The organism is Streptomyces sp. NPDC001380, assembly GCF_042895785.1.
GTDB lineage: Bacteria > Actinomycetota > Actinomycetes > Streptomycetales > Streptomycetaceae > Peterkaempfera.
The window spans coordinates 38,048-54,549 of record NZ_JBIAWP010000022.1 but is presented as its reverse complement, the minus strand read 5'-3'; the positions used below and the strand labels follow the sequence as shown (position 1 = coordinate 54,549).

Below are 16,502 nucleotides of genomic sequence, written 5' to 3'. Positions count from 1 at the left end.
TCCTCAGTACTGATTCTTCCTCAGCGGAATTCCCGGTCGGCCGAGGCCGACCGCCGTCGAATGTCGGGGGCCCGATGCAGATCGATGGAATACGCGGCAAGGCCGCGCTGGTCACCGGGGCGGCCGGCGGCATAGGCGGGGCCGTGGTGCGCACCCTCGCCGCAGGCGGCGCCGCGGTCGCGATGGTCGACCGGGACGCCGGCCGGCTCGAGGAGCTCGCCGGGGAGGTGCGCGACTCCGGCGGGCGGGCGGAGGCGTTCCCCGCCGACGTGACCGACAGCGCCGCCGTCGAGGCCGTCGTCGACCGGGTCGAGCGGCGCCTCGGCCCGCTGGACTGCCTCGTCAACGCGGCCGGGGTGCTGCGCCCGGGCCGGGCGCGGGACCTCACCGACGAGGACTGGGCGGCCACCTTCGCGGTGAACACCGCGGGCGTCTTCTTCGTCTCGCGCGCCGTGGTCAACCGGATGGCCGGGCGCCGGCGGGGCGCCGTCGTGACGGTGGCGTCCAACGCGGCCGGCACCCCCCGGGTGGACATGGCCGCGTACGCGGCGTCCAAGGCCGCCGCGACCATGTTCACCAAGTGCCTGGGCCTGGAGGTGTCGCGCCTCGGCATCCGCTGCAACGTGGTGGCCCCTGGCTCCACCGACACCCCGATGCTGACCGCCCTGTGGGACGACGGCGCGGAGCAGGCGTCGGTCGACGGCGTGTCCTCCGCCTTCCGCGTCGGCATCCCGCTGGGGCGCATCGCGCAGCCCCGGCACATCGCCGACGCGGTGGTGTTCCTGCTCTCCGACCAGGCCGCCCACATCACGATGCACGACCTCACCGTCGACGGCGGTGCGGCGCTCGGCCACTAGGCCGTCTCCGGCCGTTCGCGCCGGGCGGGAACGACCGGACGCGGCCGGACACGACCGGACGCGGCCGGACACGGCCGGACACGGCCGGACACGACCGGACGCGGCCCAGGGCCGCTCCGGCCTCCAGAGAGGACACGCCCCGTATGGGAATCCCGGCCATCGCGGCCTACCCGATGCCGACCGAGGACGAGTTGCCGGAGAACACCGCCCGGTGGACGGTGGACCCGCGGCGGGCGGTCCTGCTGGTCCACGACATGCAGAAGTACTTCATCCGGCCCTTCCCCGCCGACCGGTCCCCGGTGACGGAGCTGCTCCGCAACCTCACCGCCCTGCGGGAGCGCTGCGCGGCGCTCGGCGTCCCGGTCGCCTACACCACCCAGCCCGGCGGGATGACGGAGGAGCAGCGCGGCCTGCTGAGGGACTTCTGGGGCTCCGGGATGACGACCGCCCCGGAGCACCGCGAGGTGGTCGACCCGATCCGGCCCGGGGTGGGCGACCTGGTGCTGACCAAGTGGCGCTACAGCGCCTTCCACCGCACCCGGCTCCTCACGTCCATGCAGGCGCGGGGGCGCGACCAGCTCATCGTGTGCGGCGTGTACGCCCACGTCGGCGTCCTCATGACCAGCATGGACGCCTTCACCTCCGACATCCGGCCGTTCCTCGTCGCCGACGCCGTCGCCGACTTCTCCCCCGAGCACCACCGGTTCGCCCTGCGCTACGCCGCCGACCGCTGCGCGATGACGGTGACGACCGCCACCGTCCTCCGGCAGCTCGCGCCGGTGGGGGCCGGCGGCCGCACCCGACAGGTGGGCGGACCATGACGCGCCCAGCGGGGGCCGGTCCGCACGGCGGGGCACTCCTCGGGCAGGTCCTGGCCGGGCGGCACGCGGACTTCGCGTTGCTGCACCGGCCGCGGACGGGGCCGGCCGGGCGGATCGAGGTGCTGGTCGGCGACACCGCCGAGGTCGCCGCCCTGGCCGACATCCCGCTGCGGAGCGACGACCCCGGTCCGGACGGGGCGCCGGCCGGGGGCGCCGGGCACGAGGTGCTGGCCGTGGTCCCCTACCGGCAGCTCGCCGAGCGCGGGTTCGAGGCGGTGGACGACGGAGCCCCGGTGATCACGCTGCGCGTCCGTGCGCAGGCGTCGGTCCCCGTCGGCGAGGCGCTCGCGCAGCTGCCGGACATCCGGACCGACCTGGTCGGCGGCGCCTTCGACATCGACGACGCGGCCTACGCGGACATCGTCCGCCGGGTGGTCGCCGAGGAGATCGGCGCCGGCGAGGGCGCCAACTTCGTGGTGAGGCGGACCTTCGCCGCGGACATCTCCGACCACTCGCCGCTCTCGGCGCTGGCCGTCTTCCGCCGCCTGGTGGAGCGGGAGCGGGGGGCGTACTGGACCTTCGCCGTCCACGCGGGCGGCAGGACGTTCGTCGGGGCGACCCCGGAGCGGCACCTGAGCCTGTCCCGCGGGGTCGCGGTCATGAACCCGATCAGCGGAACCTACCGGTACCCGGCGCAGGGCCCCACGCTGACCGGGGTGCTGGCCTTCCTGGCGGACCCCAAGGAGGCCGACGAGCTCGCGATGGTCGTCGACGAGGAGCTGAAGATGGTGGCCCGCGTCAGCGACTCCGGGGTCCGGGCGAGCGGTCCGCACCTGGTCGAGATGGCCGGCCTGGCGCACACGGAGTACGTCGTCGAGGGCCGGACGACCGCCGACGTCCGCGACGTCCTCCGGGAGACCCTGTTCGCGCCGACGGTGACCGGCAGCCCGCTGGAGAGCGCGGCCAGGGTCGTCCGCAGGTTCGAGCCGCACGGCCGCGGCTACTACAGCGGTGTGGCGGCGCTCATCGGCCGCGACGCCGGGGGCGGCCGCACGCTGGACTCCGCGATCCTCATCCGGACCGCCGTCATCGACGCCGCGGGCCGGACGACCGTCGGGGTGGGCGCCACCCTGGTCCGCGACTCCGACCCGGAGGCGGAGGCGGCCGAGACCCGGGCCAAGGCGGCCGGGCTGCTGTCCGCCCTCGGCCACCGGTCCCCGACGCGGCGGACCGCCCCGCGCCCGCGGCCGGCTCCGGGGGCACCGTCCTTCGCCCGGCACCCCGACGTCCTCGCCGCACTGCGGCAGCGCAACAGCGCCCTCTCCTCCTTCTGGCTGGAGGACGGGCCCGCTGCCCGTCCGGTGCCCGGGCTCGCCGGCCGGACGGTGCTGGTGGTGGACGCCGAGGACACCTTCACCGCGATGTGGGACCACCAGCTGCGCTCGCTCGGGACGACCGTGACCGTGCGCCGGTTCGACGAGGCGTACGACACCGGCGGGTACGACCTCGTCGTGCTCGGGCCCGGGCCCGGGGACCCGCGGCGGCAGCACCACCCGAAGATCGCCCGTCTGCGCGCCGTCACGCGCCGGCTGCTGGACGAGGGGCGGCCGTTCCTCTCGGTGTGCCTGAGCCACCAGGTGCTGAGCGGCCTGCTCGGCCTCGACCTGGTCCGCAGGGACCGCCCCGACCAGGGCGTGCAGAAGAAGATCGACCTTTTCGGCCGGTCCGAGCTGGTCGGCTTCTACAACACCTTCGCGGCGCGCGCGGACGCGGACCTGATCGTCGCCCCGGGCGTGGCGGGCGCCGTCGAGGTCTGCCGGGACCGGGGGACCGGGCAGGTCCACGCCCTGCGCGGGCCGGGCTTCCGCTCGGTCCAGTTCCACCCGGAGTCGCTGCTCAGCCAGAACGGCGTGCGCGTCACGGCCGACCTGCTCGCCTCCCTCCTGGAGGAGCGGACCCTCCCTGCGGACCGGGGCGCCGCCCCCCTGGCGACGGGGCCCCGGGTCCCGCGGTCCGCCGGCGGGACGGGCGGCCGCCGGCCGGACCGCCGCCCCGACGCCCCGATCCGGCGCCCCGATCCGGCTCCAGGGGCTCCGCACCGGCCCGCCGGCTCACTAGGATGACCGCGCCGATCGAAGGGGGAGAGGGCATGACGGGCGGACGGCTCCGGCATCTGCGTGCGGCTGCGGTGAACATCGACGGTGTGATGCTGAACGACACCTTCAGTCCGGTGATCCACCACTTCATCGTCAGCCGGGGCGGCGTCTACACGGCGGAGCTGGAACGGCGGATCTTCTCGCAGCGGCAGGCCGAGGCCGCGCAGGTGATCGCCGAGGCGGCGGGTGTCGACTGGCCGCCGGAGAAGGTCCGGGAGGTCTACTTCCGCGAGAGGGCCGAGTACCTGGAGCGCCACCCGGTGCGGATCCTCGACGGAGCGGTCGCCCTGGTCGGGCTGCTCCGCTCGTCGGGACTGCGCACGGTCTGCTACGGCGGCCTCGACCGCTCCCACTTCGACCGCGCCCTGGGCGGGCACGCCGACCTCTTCGACGACCCCGGGTACGTGTGCACCGACGCCCACCGCCCCGGGATCCGCGAGATCGTCACGGAGACGTTCGGGCTCCGGCCCGACCAGGTGCTCGTCATCGACGACGTGGCGCGGGTCGCCGAGACCGCCCGCGGACTCGGGGTGCCCTTCATCGGGAACCCCAGCGACTTCGAGCACGGCTTCCAGCGCGGGGCGATGCGCGAGGCGGGCGTGCGGCACCTGGTGCGGTCGCCGGCCGAGATCGGGGAGGACCTGCTGCGGACCCTGGACGCCGAGGCCGAGGCCGGGACCTGCTGGCGCGGCTGACGGCCGGACCCCCTGCGCCGTGCGCACACGGACCGGCGGATTCCCGTTCGCGGACCGCCGGTTTGCGCTATGAATCCAGCATGACACCACATGGGAGTGGGCTCCTTGCCGGCAAGGTGGCCCTCATAACGGGTGCGAGCAGCGGGATCGGCGCCGCAGCCGCACGGGTCTTCGCACGCGAAGGCGCTTCCGTGCTGCTCGTCGCCCGGCGGGAGAGGCAGCTGGCCGACCTGGTCGACGAGCTGCAGGCCGACGGCCACAAGGCCCGGTACGCGGTTGCCGACGTGGCGCGCAGCGGCGAGGTCGCGGAGGCGGTGCGGGCCGCGGTCGAGCACTTCGGGCGGCTGGACGCGGCCTTCAACAACGCCGGGTACGGCGCGGAGCGGACGCCCCTCCACCTGATGGACGACCAGGTCTACGACCAGATCATGGACACCAACGTCCGCGGCGTCTGGAACTGCCTGCGCCACGAGATCACCGCGATGCTGGAGACGGGCGGCGGCTCCATCGTCAACACCACCAGCGTGGGCGGCCTGGTGGCGACGCCGGTCGCGGCGCCCTACGTCACGTCCAAGCACGCGGTCGTCGGCCTGACGCGGGCGGCGGCGGCGGAGTACGCCGCCCAGGGGATCCGGGTCAACGCGGTGGCCCCGGGGACGACGCGCAGCGAGATGGTGACCGAGTGGTTCCGGGCCAACCCCGCCGTGGAGCCGATGCTCCACCAGCTCACCCCGCAGGCGCGGACGGCCGAGCCCGAGGAGATCGCCGAGGCGGCCGCCTGGCTCTGCAGCGACCGCGCCTCGTTCGCCACCGGTGTGGTCCTGCCGGTGGACGGCGGGTTCACGGTCCTGTGACCGGACGTCGGACGGGGTCCCGCTCCGTGCGGGACCCCGTCCGCCGTGCCCGTCCGCCGTGCCCGTCCGCCGTGCCCGTCCGCCGTGCCCGTCCGCCGTGCCCGTCCGCCGTGCCCGTCCGCCGTGCCCGTCCGCCGCGCCCTGCGGGCCCGGCCCCCCTGCCCGGCCCCCCGCCCGCGCGGCGCGGCCTACGCGGTGGGGACCGCGAGGGTGATGGTGGTGGTGAACGCGGTCCGTCCGTCCTGCTCGGCCCGCACGGACACGGTCCTGACCGCCGGATCGGCCGAGTCGTGCTCCTCCGCCTCGATCAGGCAGGGGGCGTCGAACTCCACGTACCGCTCGAAGGAGCTCTCGGCCGCGACCGCCGTGCTGCCGGGGGCGAGGAGGCGTGTGACCTGCCGGGCGGCCTCCAGCAGCACCATCCCGGGGATGTGGTCGCCCGGGTGCTCGAAGAGCACGGGGTGGCGCCGGTCGGCCCGGAGCAGCCAGCGGCGCGGGCCGTCGCCGGGGGAGAGCACGACGTCCGGGGCGTACCGGCGGTCGACCAGCGCGGGCTCGACCGGCTCGGCCAGCGGCATCCCGGTGCCCGGCCCCGGCGCCAGCCGCCCGCCGCGGATCCGGCGGTAGACCTCCGGCCGGAGCATGGTGGCCTTCGCCAGGCCCGAGCCCATCGGCCGGCCGTCGCGCAGGATGTCGATGCCGACCTCCACCCCGGCCACCTGCCCGCCCGTACGGCGGAGCTTCGAGCAGGTGACGGACAGCGACAGCTCGGCCGGAGCCCCGAGGACCTCCAGCTGCGCCGGTTCGCACCGGTACTGGAGGCTGTTCAGGATGAAGTGGCTGTTCAGCGGGACGCCGTACTCGGCGTGCGAGACCAGGGTGCCGACCTGGCGGATGGTCTCCGCGACCAGCGTCGAGTCGTAGTACAGCCCGCACGGGGACGTGAAGTAGCTGTGCGCACGCGGCCACTGGGCGGCGGCGATGAAGCGGGAGTCGTCCAGGCGCAGCCAGTCGGTCAGCAGGACCTCGGCCACGGAGGCGCGGTGGACGTACTCCTTGGGCACCGTGGTGGTGAACCGCCTGTGCTGCCGCTGTGACGGGATGAAGACGTTCGCGGAGGAGCCGTGGAGCTGCGGGAACGCGGAGAGCGGAGCGTCCGGTTCCACGTCGATCGAGAGCAAGGGTGTGGACATGTCCCCCCCAAAGGAGATTCGAACCCCTGTCGGCTGGCCGCTACAATACAGGTCGGCCGGTATGTTTTATACAGGCCGGCCCTGGCGACTTGATACGTTGTCGTACCAACCGTCCCGGCCATCGCCCGGGCAGCGACGGCGCGACCACAGCAACGGGAGAAACCGCATGGCACAGCAGGCGCGGGCACGGGAGACGAGGCGGCTCATCCTGCAGGGCGCGGCGATGGTCTTCGACGAGATGGGCTACGACGCGGCGTCGATCAAGGAGATCCTGTCCCGGGTCTCGGTGACCAAGGGCGCCCTGTACTTCCACTTCCCGTCCAAGGAGGACCTGGCGCGCGGGGTCCTGGAGGAGCAGACGCTGCACCTGCACGTGCCGTCCCAGGCGTCCAAGCTGCAGGAGGTGGTGGACCTCGCCATGGCCGTCGCCCACGCGCTGCCGAACGACGCGACGCTGCGCGCCGGGAGCCGCCTGGCGATGGAGCGCGGCTCCGTCGACTTCGCGTCGCACAGCCCCTTCCTGGCCTGGGCCAAGGTGTGCGAGGAGCTGCTGGAGCAGGCCAAGCGCGACGGCGAGGTGCTGCCGCACGTCGACTGCCGCGAGACGGCGGAGCTGATCGTCGGGTCCTTCACCGGGATCCAGGCCTTCTCCCAGGTCAGCTCGGGGCTGATGGACCTGGAGAAGCGGGTGTCGGCGATGTGGAAGCACCTCCTGCCGTCCGTCGCCGTCCCGGCCGCGCTGGCCCGGCTGGACACCGGCCCCGACCGGGGTGCGCGACTGCGGCAGTCCGGCACCGACTAGGCCGGTCCGCCTAGCGCGCGCTCCGCGGGCCGGCGGGGCGGGTCCGCCGGCTCCCCCGGCCCGCCCTCGCGGGGTCCTGCGCCGGCGGCCGGCGGCCGCGGCGGGGCGGGGGGCGCCGTCCGCCCGGAGGGGCGGAAGCGGCCGAGCTGCCCCGCGGGTACGAGGGCGGGCAGCAGGGCGTCCCACATCCCGGCGACGACCGGTGCGGCCAGCCACTCCCGGTCCTGGCGGGAGAGCATCTCGATCCCCGCCGTGGTCGCGGTGAGCATGCGGGCGGCCTGCTCCAGGTCCAGGCCGGGCAGCAGCTCCCCCCGGCGGGCGGACCGGGCGAGCAGGAGCGCCACGGCCCGTCCCCAGCTCGGGTACGGGCTGGGGTGCGGGCCCTCGCCCGGCCGGCGGGCGTCGCAGAGCTGCAGGCCCGCCCGGAACACGACGTCGTGGCGGAACCGGTCGGCCAGGCAGTGGGTCATGTCGATCAGCCCCTGCAGCACCGGCCCCCCGGACGTCCTGGCCGCCCGGACGATGCCCCGCCAGTCCGCGCCCGACCGCGCCGCGACGGCCTCGGCCAGCTTCTCCTTCGAGCTGAAGTGGAAGTACAGGGCCCCTTTCGAGACCTTGGCCGTCTCCACGATGTCGCCCAGGCTGGTCGCCGCGAAGCCCGTCGTGTCGAAGCACACGGCCGCGGCCCGGACGACCAGCTCGCGCGTGCGCTCGGCTCGTTCCTGGCGTGGCATGGCTTCCCCCTCGTCGCGGCGGCCCCGGGTGGGCGGCGGTCGGGGACCGTCCGGTTCCGACCGCATCCCGCTTCGGACACCGCCGGACCGTGGAGCCCGCATGTGGCCGGTGAACGACACTCTAACAAACCAACCAAGCGGTATGTTATCTCGTCGTCGGGCGGGCACCCAAGGGGTCTGCAGCGACTTGACGCAGTATAGAAAACCAACCGTCCGGTACGGTATGGTCGATCGCGTCGACGTTCCGCACCCGGCCTCCGACGCTGCCGCCTGCGGGGGTGCCGGCGACCGAGGAGAGGGAGGGGATCCATGGAAGGCGTGGAGAGGGATGCCCCGGCGCAGACACGGGGCGACGTCGCGGACGACCTCGTCGCCGAGTTCTGCCGGCGAGTGCTGGCCTCGCTCAAACGGCGCGACCAGCGGGCCAGGGGGGAGTGGTACGTCTCCGGGTTACTGTCCGTGCCGGGACGCAAGTCCATGCGCGCCCTGGCCGCCGTGGCCGACCACGGCGCCGCCGAGCAGAGCCTGCACCACTTCATCAGCGACTCCTCCTGGGCGTGGGGGCCCGTGCGGCAGGCGCTCGCCCGCCATCTGGACCGGGTGCTGCTCCCCCAGGCATGGGTGGTCGACTCCATGGCCATCCCCAAGGCCGGGGCGCACTCCGTCGGGGTCGAGGAGTCCTTCCGCTCCGACCTCGGCCGGGTCGTCAACAGCCAGCAGGCCTACGGCGTCTCCCTGGCCAACGAGCAGGTGAGCGCGCCCGTCAACTGGGGCCTCAACCTGCCGTCCGAGTGGCTGGAGGACGAGGAGCGGCGGCGGCGGGCCCGGATCCCGGACGGCGTCGCGGCCATGAGCGTGGAGGCGGGCTTCGTCCACACGGTGGCCGAACTCGCCGACGCGGCCTGGGGACTGCGCCGTCGGCCCGTGGTGCTGGACGCCCGCACCCTGGACCCGCCCGCCCTCGTCGAGCAGTTCACGCGCGGGGGCGTCCCGTTCGTCATGCGCGTCGACGGGGCGACCCGCGTGGTCGGCTCCGACCCCGGTCGGTCCGGTCCGGGGGAGCGGCTGTTCCAGGCGCAGCAGTTGGCCGAGCGGGGGAAGAAGCTGTCCAAGCCGGTCTCCTGGGTCGACCCGGAGTACTCGGTCACACGATCGGTCCTGGTGGGCGGCACCAGAGTGGCCGTGCCGGCCGTGCGCAGGCCGGGAGCGCCGCCGCTGCCCCGCCGGGCGCTGACGCTCGTCGGCGGCTGGCCGATGCAGAAGGGCCGGCCGCCCGAGCTGTGGCTGTCCAACCTGCCGGACGTGCCCCCGGCCGCGCTGCTCCGGCTGGGGCGGTTGACCCGGCGGGTGAGCAGGGACTTCACGGAGGTCAGCGCACGGGTGGGCATCCGGGACTTCGAAGGGCGCTCCTACGCGGGCTGGCACCGCCACGTGACGCTCTGCTCCGTGGCCCACGCGATCCTGGTGCTCTCCTCGGCGCGCCACCGGCGCCTCGGCGCCTCAGAGGAGCTTTCCGCCTGACACGGCGGGCTCGGCCTCCCTCGCCGCCCGCCGGACCAGTTCGACGCGGGCCGCCCTGCGCATCGCCGTGACCGGCACATCGGTCAGGCCGGTCAGCAGCTCGACCTGCCGCACCGTCCGGTGCAGCAGCACGGACAGGCCGTCGACCACGGTGCTGCCGGCGAAGCCCGCCGCCTTGGCGAGCCGGGTCGGCCAGGCCGAGCACACCGCGTCGAGGACGGCGGCGCCGGAGTGGGCGACGGCCGGGGCGAGGGGGTCGGCGGCGTTCGCGGGCAGGGTGGAGACCACCACCGAGACGCCCCGGAGCAGCCGGTCCAGCGCGTCGAAGTGGTGCAGGTCGACCGAGACGCCCAGCCGGCCGGCCGCCGCCTCGACCTCTCCGGCGCGACTGCGCTCCCGGACCACGACGACCGGCTCCCTGACGCCGAGCTCCCGCAGGGCGGCCAGCGCGGAGCAGGCCGCGGCCCCGCCGCCCAGCACCACGGCGGATCCCGGCGCCTCGAGGCCGGCCTGGTGGAGAGCGGTGGTGATGCCGTGCACGCCGGCGTGGTCGCCGAAGCTCCGGCCGTGCCGGAAGACCACCGTGTCCGCCCCGCCCACGTCCAGGGCCAGGTCCGACACCTCGTCGACCAGCGGCAGGACGGCCCGCTTCAGCGGCACGGCCAGGCAGAGCCCGGCCCGGCCGTCGCCGAGCGAGTCGAACAGCGCGGGCAGCGCGGGTTCACCGCACTCGACCGCCTCGCAGTTCCGGTCCAGTCCCATGGCCGCGTAGGCGGCACGGTGCAGCGTGAGGGACAGGGGGCGGCCGATCGGCGATCCGAGGACCGCCGTCCGGCCGCCCCCGCCGCCCCCGGGCGCCGCGCGGCCCATGGGTGTCTGATCTGCATGCATGGATCGGGCACGCTCCTTCTGGTGCGGAAGGCGGATTCCGGGTATCGGAACAGCCTAGAAGCCGGACCGCCCGGACAGGGCGCCGAGTTGACATAGATCCGCGGTGGATCGGGCTGCAGGCCCTTTCTCCGTCCGCACGCGAACGGCCTCCTGTTCTCCAGGCCCGCAAGGTGACGAAATCGCCGTCGGCCGTTTGCCGCCGAACCGGTCGTCGGGGAAGGGTCGAATTCCGCGGGGCCGCCCGCCGGTCCGCCGGTGCGCCGGCCCCTTCTGGCCCCTGGCGACCGGGAGTTGCGACCGTGGCCGACACCGCCGTCATCCGCCGCCCGCCCACCGGACACGCCCACGCGCCGGCCGGGGCGGCCCCGGGACCGCCCCCCGCAGCGCCGGTGCCGGGCGGGGCGACCGGACGGCGGGCCGCAGCCCGGGCCGTCGGCGGCAGGACCGCGACCGGACGCTCCGCCGGGGAGCCGGGAGCCGGGACGGCGAGGGTGCTCGTCGCAGGCGGCGGCATAGCCGGGCTGGCGACCGCGCTGGGCGTCGCCCGGCGGGGCCGCCGGGTGCTGGTGCTGGAGAGCCGCGGCGACTTCACCGAACTCGGCGCGGGCATCCAGCTGGCGCCCAACGCGTTCCGTGCGCTCGACCGGCTCGGGGTGGGGGACTCCGTCCGGGACCGGGCCGTCCACGTCGACGAGCTCTCCTTCATGGACGGGACCACGGGGGAGCGGGTCGCCGGCATGCCGCTCGACGCCGCGTACCGCCGGCGCTTCGGCAACCCCTACGCGGTGGTCCGGCGGGCCGACCTGTACGCGCCGCTGCTGGAGGCGTGCCGGGCCTCGCCCGCCGTCGAACTGCGCACCGGCGCCCGGGTGGACCGCTACACGCAGGACGGCTCGGGGGTGACCGCGCACCTGGCCTCCGGCGGGCAGGTGCACGGCGCGGCGCTGATCGGCGCCGACGGGATCCACTCCGCCGTGCGCCGGCAGCTGGTCGGGGACGGCCGCCCCCGGGTGTCCGGGCACACCATCTACCGCTCGGTCGTCCCCATGGAGCGGGTGCCCGGGGAGCTGCGCTGGAACACGGTGACCCTGTGGGCCGGTCCCGGCTGGCACGTCGTCCACTACCCCGTCGGCAACGGCGGGTTCCTGAACCTGGCCGCCACGCGCGACGACGGCGCGACGGAGGCGGTCACGGGCGTCCCGGTGCCGAAGGAACGGGTGCTCGGGGAGTTCCCGCAGCTGAGCGAGGTCCCGCGCACGCTGCTCGGCCTCGGCGAGGACTGGCGCTCCTGGGTGCTCTGCGACCGCGACCCGGTGGAGCGGTGGACCGACCGGCGGGTGGTCCTCGTCGGGGACGCCGCCCACCCCATGCTGCAGTACGCGGCCCAGGGCGCCTGCCAGGCCCTGGAGGACGCGGTGGTCCTCGGCGAGCTCGTCGACGCCGGGGAGGCGGGGTTCGAGCAGTGCTTCGAGGCGTTCGCCGACGAGCGGCGCGAGCGCACCGGCGCCGCCCAGCTGGTCGCCCGCGAGATGGGCCGCCGGCTCTACCACCCGGCCGGCGAGGCGGCCCGGCGGCGCAACGCCGTGCTGGCCGCGCTGTCCGCACGGGACCTGCGTGAACGGGTCGCGTGGCTGCACGGCGCCGGGGTCGGCGCCCACGGGGCGGCGGGCGAGGGGCCGGACCGGGCCGGCCGGACACGCGCCGGGCGGGTCCGCCGGTGAACCACGGCGGCCCGCCGCTTCTTCCGATCAACGCTACCGATCAACGGGACGACCGGCCAGGCTGCTCACCGGGAGCAGCCGCGAGCGCTCGCGGGCGGCCTCGAATGCGGCGCGGGCAAAGCCCTTTCCACGCAATGACCCGAGGGGATGCACACCCATGAACATCATCAGCTGGAACGGCACCGAACCGGAGAACCCGCTGGTGCCGGGCGACGCGACCGAACGCGACAGCGTGAAGATCGTGAACGCCCTCTTCACCGGCCTGGTCGAGTACGAACCGAACACGGCCGAACCCCGCACCGCGGTGGCGAAGTCGATCGACTCGGCGGACTCCCGCGTCTACCGGATCACCCTGAACCCGGGGTGGACGTTCCACGACGGGACCCCCGTGACCGCCGCGAGTTTCGTCGACGCCTGGAACTACACCGCCCACGGCCCGAACGGGCTGCAGGGCGCCGAGTACCTGTCCCACATCCAGGGGTACGAGGCGACCCGGAGCGGATCCGCCGACGAGCTGTCGGGCCTGAAGGTGATCGACGACAGCACCTTCGAGGTGACGCTGTCGGCACCGTTCTCGGCCTTCGTCACCCAGCTCGGCTACGCCGCGTTCTTCCCCCTGCCGCGCAGCTTCTTCGCCGACCGCAAGGCGTTCGAGGCGCACCCGGTCGGCAACGGGCCGTTCGCCTTCGCGTCGCACACCCCCGGCGAGAACATCGTGCTGAGGCGCTACGACGCCTACGCCGGGGCCCGCCGGCCGCACGTGGACGGCGTGGAGTTCCGGTTCTACCGGATGCTCGAGGACGCCTACGCGGACGTGGTGGCGAACCGGCTCGACTACCTCGACTTCGTCCCGGCGGACGCGCTCGACGGCGGCAGGTACAAGGAGGAGCTGGCCGGGCGCTACGTGTCCAAGCCGTACATGGGCGTGCAGTCCGTCTCGTTCCCCCTGTACGACCCGCGCTTCCGCGACCCGCGCCTGCGGCAGGCGATCTCGATGGCCATCGACCGGCAGTACGTGATCGACAAGGCGTTCGACGGCGACAAGATGCTGCCGGACGGGCTGGTGCCGCCGATCGTGCCCGGGTACGGCGGCGACGCCGGCGGCGACCTGTGCACCTACCAGCCGGAGAAGGCGAAGGCGCTGTTCGACGCCTGCGACTTCGAGGGTCCGATCGAGCTGACCTCCAACGACGACTCCGCCAACCAGGTGTGGATCGACGCGGCCTGCACCACGATCACCGCGGCCCTGGGCGTCGAGGCCCGGTACGCGCCGGTCCCGACCTTCGGCGAGTTCCGCAGGCTGGTCAACGAGCAGAAGGTCACCGCCGTCTTCCGCTCCGGCTGGGTCGCGGACTACCCGTCGATCGAGAACTTCCTCAACCCGATCTTCCGCACGGGTGCGGCCGTCAACGGCTCCGGCTACTCCAACCCGGAGGTGGACGCCCTGCTGGCCGAGGCGGACGCGGCGCCCACGGAGAAGGAGGGATGGGCGCTCTACCAGCAGGCGGAGAAGCTGATCCTGCAGGACATGCCCGCGATCCCGCTGTGGTACCAGAAGGTGGAGTCGGGCTGGTCCACCCGGACCAGGAACGTCACCGTCACCCCGCTGCTGCAGCTGGACCTGTTCGACGTGGTGCTCGAGGACTGACCCGTCGCGCGGTCCCCGCCGCCGCGCCCGCGACCGGCCGCGGCGGCGGGGCTTCCGCACCCCCGCACCCCCGTGGCCGCGCACCCCCGTGGTCCGGGCCGGCCCGGCCGGAGGGCGCCGTCCGCCGTGCCGGGTGGCGCGCCGGTCGGGCGTAGCCTGGACATCACCGAAGGCATTTCGCACGCCGGCATCTGACACCGGCGTCGTCTCCGGCGAACGGCTATCCCGGATCCGGCCCTGCCGGATCCGGAGACGGGTCCCCGACCATGACTGCGACCCTCGACCGTACGGCGACGCCCGAGGCCCCGGAACCCGCCGTGCGGCTGTCCCTCGCTCCGGACGGCGTGCGCGCCGGCCGTCTGGACGGTGCCTGGTGGCCCCGTTCGCGCGACCTCCTTCTCGAACTCCCCTCCCTGGCCGCGGAACTGGACAGGCGGTGGGGCCGGGTCACCCGGATCACCGTGAACCCCGCGCAGTGGCCGGCCGTCCCCCGGCGGATCCCGGTCGCCGGGCACACCGTCCGGGCCGGCTGGTTCACCGTCGAGCAGGACGAGCACGTGATCTCGGTGAGCTCGTACACCCTGCACAGGCTGGACCTGCTGGTCGTCCCGCCGCCGACGGACGCCGTCGGCGCCGCCCGGCTGATGACCCGGGCCGCCGACCCCGCCGACACCCTCACCGCGAGCGCCCTGATCGCCGCGGAAGCGGGCGCCGGCGCCGCAGAGCGCGAGGTGCGCACCGGCTTCCTGCCGTCGGCCGTCACGCCCGCCGACAGCCCGGGCGAGGCCGGCAGGCGCGCGGACGTCGCCCGCGTCCGGGCCGCCGGATGGCCCGTACCCGTGGAGCAGGCAGGCCGGCCGGGGCCGGACGCGTCGCTCGTGTGACCCCTCGGTCCGGGCCTGCGGGGCGCCGACGGGGTGAGGATCCTCCCGGAGCCGGGCCCTGACCGCCGGGGGCCGGGGACGCATGGCAGGGCCGGGGGCCGGGGGCGCATGGCGGGAGGGTGCGCACGGACACGTCCCGCAGGTGGCCGGCCGCCTGCCGGCCGGACGGATCCCCTCCGGGGGGCGGGCGTCCGGGCGGCCCGCCGCCCCTGCGCGACCGCCGTCCCCGGTGCCGCCGGACCCGGCGGCCCTCGGCCCGGTCCCCCGGGGCCGGTCCGCGCCGGAGGCCCGGCCGGAGGGCGCGGCGGCCCGGCGGCCTACTCCTTGGCCTCGTTCTTCTCCTTGATGCGCTGCGCCTCCTTGCGGACCTCCGCCTGGACGGTGCGCTCCTGCCGGAGCCAGTCGGGGCCGGCCTCCTTCAACGCCTCGATCTGCTCCGTGGTGAGGGCCTCGGTCACCCCGCCGCGGGCGAGGCCCGAGATGGAGACGCCGAGCTTCGCCGCGACGACCTGCCGGGGGTGCGGGCCGTTGCGGCGCAGGTCCACCAGCCACGCGGGGGGATCGGCCTGCAGCGCGTTCAGCTCGTCGCGCGAGACGACGCCCTCCCGGAACTCGGCAGGGGTGGCTTCGAGGTAGACACCCAGCTTCTTCGCCGCGGTCGCGGGCTTCATCGTCTGGGTGGCCTTGGGCTTGTGCGCTGTCATGGTGCCCAGGGTACCGAGCGGCAGGGTGCCCTGGTCACGGCCGGTAGCCTGGGGGGCGTGGCAGACGTGGAAGCAACCCCTTCGTTCCGGCTCGCGTACGTTCCGGGGGCGACGCCCTCCAAGTGGGTGCGCACCTGGAACGACAGACTGCCCGACGTCCCGCTCGCCCTGGTCCCGGTCGCCGCAGGCGAGGCGCAGGAGGCGCTGCTGGGCGGCGGCGCCGACGCCGGGGTCGTGCGGCTCCCGGTCGACCGGACGCGCCTCAGTGCGATCCCCCTCTACACCGAGACCACGGTGGTCGTGGTCCCGAAGGACCACCTGGTGGCCGCGGCCGACGAGGTGGTCCTCGCGGACCTGGCCGACGACATCGTGCTGCACCCCCTGGACGACACCCTCGCCTGGGAGGGCCTGCCCGGACTGCCCGCGCTCGAGCGCCCCGCCACGACGGCGGACGCCGTCGAGCTGGTGGCGGCGGGGATCGGGCTCCTCGTCGTCCCCCAGTCGATCGCCCGCCTGCACCACCGCAGGGACCTCACCTACCGCACCGTCGCGGACGCCCCCCAGTCGCAGGTCGCGCTGTCGTGGCCGGAGGGCGGGACGACCGACCTGGTGGAGGAGTTCATCGGGATCGTCCGCGGGCGGACGGTCAACAGCTCGCGGGGGCGCGCACCGCAGCCCGCACAGCCGAAGCAGAAGCGCGGCGCCGCCACGGCCGGGACGCGCCAGGGGAGCGCGGCAGGGGGCGGGACCGGCGGGCGCCCGCGCGGCGGCTCCGGCGGCTCGAAGGCCGGCGGTTCCAAGGGCGGCGCACCCAAGGGCGGCGGTTCCAAGGGCGGCGCCCCCAAGGCCGGCCGGCGGGGCAGGCCCGGACGCCGGTCCTGACCCCGCGCCGGCGGCTCCGCCGGAGCGGGCGCACCCCGGCCCCTCCCGGACCCCCGCGCGGGTGCGCCCTGCACGGGGGTCCGGGAGGGGCCGGTCCGGGCCCCCCGTGCGGGAGGCGCCGCGCCCCGGCCGGGGGACG

General features: G+C 75.1%; 15 protein-coding genes. 11 read left to right on the top strand and 4 right to left on the bottom strand.

Annotated features, from left to right (window positions below; all coding sequences use genetic code 11):
* The first annotated feature begins 74 nt into the window (after positions 1-74).
* The 5 genes from ACFY07_RS23440 (at position 75) to ACFY07_RS23420 (ending at position 5,383) form a co-directional block, all read left to right on the top strand.
* Positions 75-857: a 2,3-dihydro-2,3-dihydroxybenzoate dehydrogenase gene (locus ACFY07_RS23440; RefSeq protein WP_390871325.1), complete on the top strand. Its 783-nt coding sequence runs from the start codon at positions 75-77 to the stop codon at positions 855-857.
* A 143-nt stretch (positions 858-1,000) separates the two neighbouring features.
* A complete protein-coding gene (locus ACFY07_RS23435) occupies positions 1,001-1,678 on the top strand; it encodes an isochorismatase family protein (RefSeq protein WP_390871323.1) in 678 nt (225 codons plus the stop codon).
* A complete protein-coding gene (locus tag ACFY07_RS23430) occupies positions 1,675-3,801 on the top strand; it encodes an anthranilate synthase family protein (protein ID WP_390871321.1) in 2,127 nt (708 codons plus the stop codon). Before ACFY07_RS23435 ends, ACFY07_RS23430 begins: the two co-directional genes overlap by 4 nt.
* Before the next feature lie 26 nt (positions 3,802-3,827).
* Positions 3,828-4,529 carry an HAD family hydrolase gene (locus ACFY07_RS23425; protein WP_390871320.1) on the top strand — a complete coding sequence of 234 codons (702 nt, stop codon included), beginning with the start codon at positions 3,828-3,830 and terminating at the stop codon, positions 4,527-4,529.
* 80 nt (positions 4,530-4,609) lie between these two features.
* Positions 4,610-5,383, top strand: a complete 774-nt coding sequence (locus tag ACFY07_RS23420; RefSeq protein ID WP_390871318.1) for an SDR family NAD(P)-dependent oxidoreductase — start codon at positions 4,610-4,612, stop codon at positions 5,381-5,383.
* A 188-nt stretch (positions 5,384-5,571) separates the two neighbouring features.
* Here the strand turns inward: ACFY07_RS23420 and ACFY07_RS23415 are convergent, their stop codons facing one another.
* A complete protein-coding gene (locus tag ACFY07_RS23415; protein WP_390871316.1) occupies positions 5,572-6,576 on the bottom strand; it encodes a ScbA/BarX family gamma-butyrolactone biosynthesis protein in 1,005 nt (334 codons plus the stop codon).
* A gap of 166 nt (positions 6,577-6,742) precedes the next feature.
* Between ACFY07_RS23415 and ACFY07_RS23410 the strand changes: the two genes are divergently transcribed.
* Entirely contained in the window at positions 6,743-7,378 is a 636-nt protein-coding gene (locus ACFY07_RS23410; protein WP_390871314.1) for a ScbR family autoregulator-binding transcription factor, read from the top strand.
* Here ACFY07_RS23410 and ACFY07_RS23405 read toward each other — a convergent pair.
* Complete coding sequence (locus ACFY07_RS23405) at positions 7,375-8,112, bottom strand: ScbR family autoregulator-binding transcription factor (RefSeq protein WP_390871312.1); 738 nt, start codon at positions 8,110-8,112, stop codon at positions 7,375-7,377. The genes ACFY07_RS23410 and ACFY07_RS23405 overlap by 4 nt on opposite strands.
* Before the next feature lie 309 nt (positions 8,113-8,421).
* Here ACFY07_RS23405 and ACFY07_RS23400 point away from each other — a divergent pair, with 309 nt between their 5' ends.
* A complete protein-coding gene (locus ACFY07_RS23400) occupies positions 8,422-9,633 on the top strand; it encodes an IS701 family transposase (RefSeq protein ID WP_390871310.1) in 1,212 nt (403 codons plus the stop codon).
* Here the strand turns inward: ACFY07_RS23400 and ACFY07_RS23395 are convergent.
* Positions 9,613-10,524, bottom strand: a complete 912-nt coding sequence (locus ACFY07_RS23395; RefSeq protein WP_390871308.1) for a shikimate dehydrogenase family protein — start codon at positions 10,522-10,524, stop codon at positions 9,613-9,615. The two genes, ACFY07_RS23400 and ACFY07_RS23395, sit on opposite strands and share 21 nt — an antisense overlap.
* 491 nt (positions 10,525-11,015) lie before the next feature.
* Here ACFY07_RS23395 and ACFY07_RS23390 point away from each other — a divergent pair, with 491 nt between their 5' ends.
* The 3 genes from ACFY07_RS23390 to ACFY07_RS23380 all read left to right on the top strand — a co-directional run bounded on the left by ACFY07_RS23390 (position 11,016) and on the right by ACFY07_RS23380 (position 14,777).
* Entirely contained in the window at positions 11,016-12,245 is a 1,230-nt protein-coding gene (locus tag ACFY07_RS23390; RefSeq protein ID WP_390871306.1) for an FAD-dependent monooxygenase, read from the top strand.
* Between the two features lie 157 nt (positions 12,246-12,402).
* Entirely contained in the window at positions 12,403-13,893 is a 1,491-nt protein-coding gene (locus ACFY07_RS23385; protein ID WP_390871304.1) for an ABC transporter substrate-binding protein, read from the top strand.
* Positions 13,894-14,159: 266 nt separating this feature from the next.
* The gene (locus ACFY07_RS23380) at positions 14,160-14,777 is read left to right on the top strand and encodes a DUF5994 family protein (protein WP_390871302.1); all 618 of its coding nucleotides are present in this window, start codon (positions 14,160-14,162) and stop codon (positions 14,775-14,777) included.
* Between the two features lie 317 nt (positions 14,778-15,094).
* Here the strand turns inward: ACFY07_RS23380 and ACFY07_RS23375 are convergent, their stop codons facing one another.
* Positions 15,095-15,481, bottom strand: coding sequence for a DUF5997 family protein (locus tag ACFY07_RS23375; protein WP_390871301.1), 387 nt, complete (start codon positions 15,479-15,481; stop codon positions 15,095-15,097).
* 57 nt (positions 15,482-15,538) lie between these two features.
* On the opposite strand from ACFY07_RS23375, the gene ACFY07_RS23370 reads away from it, so the two are divergent.
* On the top strand, positions 15,539-16,363 hold the full coding sequence (locus ACFY07_RS23370) for a LysR family substrate-binding domain-containing protein (protein ID WP_390871299.1): 825 nt from the start codon (positions 15,539-15,541) through the stop codon (positions 16,361-16,363).
* Positions 16,364-16,502 lie beyond the last annotated feature (139 nt).